The 1,413-nt window shown below is 65.8% G+C and carries 1 protein-coding gene; it reads right to left on the bottom strand.

Going from position 1 to position 1,413, the window contains the following annotated elements; translation table 11 throughout:
* Positions 1–467: 467 nt before the first annotated feature.
* A complete protein-coding gene (locus ACZ38L_RS39530; RefSeq protein WP_465703005.1) occupies positions 468–1,232 on the bottom strand; it encodes a CDP-alcohol phosphatidyltransferase family protein in 765 nt (254 codons plus the stop codon).
* Between the last annotated feature and the right edge of the window lie 181 nt (positions 1,233–1,413).

Genomic DNA, 1,413 nt, shown 5'->3' with positions numbered 1-1,413 from the left:
AAGACCGCAGACACCCGCCCACGGCCAGCGCGAGCATCCCGGAGAACCGTCACGCCAGCCCCCCCGACCTGCACGCTCGAAGATGGCGAAGGCTCATAGGGTGCTGGACCGTTGCCTGGACAGTTGGCTGGACCGTTGCACCGAGAGTTGCACCGAGGGTTGCAGCCCCATCCCGGCCGGATCGCCCGTTGCCGCAGGTCAGGGCTTGTGGGCAAGCCCTCCAGCCACGGCGACACCTCTTCCACGCGATAGCCGTGGAAGAGGAACCGGTTGAAGCCAGGCCAGCCGAGGCCAGGGCTACCCAGGCCTACCCCGTGATGATCCCGTGTAGAGGTGGCCGAGCTCCCGTCAGGCCGGCGGACCGACCGTAGCCGCTTCGGGTGGTTCTGCTCCGCTCCCATTAAGCGGCGGGTTACCGGAGTGACCAACAGCGCGCTGAACAGGGATGTCGGCGCAGTGGAAGGTGGCTATTGCTTCAGCCGTGACGAGGAGATGATCGAGACAATGTGCGCTGGTACGAGGATCCACACGATTGCTGTGACGGCAGCGACCGAGGCCTTCGTGGCTGTCAGGTGGCCGAGCGTCATGTCAGCCACTGCCGCGACGAGGAGCAACAGGGTGCATTCGATTCCGTTGCACAGGCGGTGAACTCCACTGGCAGAGGCCAGGCGGCGTATCCGGGCGAGACCGGAAGAGCGTGGAACGACTGACTGGTCGGTGGCCTTGGTCAGCCCGCTGTCCGAGCGCGCCACGTGGACGAGGTCTGAGGATGCCTTGAGGAGCAGGACGCCAACGGCCGCCGCCATACCGGCCACCAGGTAGGGGGTGAGTTCGAGCGAGGAGGCCCGACAGCCCATGCCGATCATGACAGCGGCGTCCGTGAGATAGGCGCCGAGGCGGTCCAGGTAGACACCGAGGGGGCTGAACTGCTTGCGCCACCGGGCGACTTCCCCATCCACGCAGTCGAGCAGCAGATAGAGCTGGATGAAGAGGACGGAGAGCAGAGCCCCAGTCGGCCCAGGAATCAGCAGCGCGGCTCCGGAGAGCACACCCGCGACGACCATCACGGCGGTGATCTGGTTCGGCGACCAGCGTGTGTCGAGCAGGAGACGGGTTACCCGCAGGGAGGCGGCACGCATGTAGAGGCGCCCGGCCCAGTGCTCCGCCCTGCTGTCGAGCTTGCCCGGCGGGTGGATCACACAGCGCAGTTCTTCGAGTTGGACCCTGGTCATGCTGTCTCCGTGTCTGGCTTGAGAAGCGTCTGCGCGGCCGCTGCGGCCGCGAGTGCGACCAACGCAAGCGCAGGCAACAGCGTGAGTGAAGTTTCCCCTTGAGGTTGGACACCTGGAGACTGGGCGATACAAGCCCGGAGGAAGCAGCACCAGGTGGGAATCAAGAGCAACATGGCCAAGC

The organism is Kitasatospora sp. NPDC024654 (assembly GCF_055559155.1).
Note: the sequence above shows the minus strand (reverse complement) of the source record. Positions and strands in the feature narration are given on the sequence as shown.

Excerpts from the sequence above, each read along its gene's own strand:
- ACZ38L_RS39530 (WP_465703005.1), bottom strand. The coding sequence starts at position 1,232 with ATGACCAGGGTCCAACTCGAAGAACTGCGCTGTGTGATCCACCCGCCG.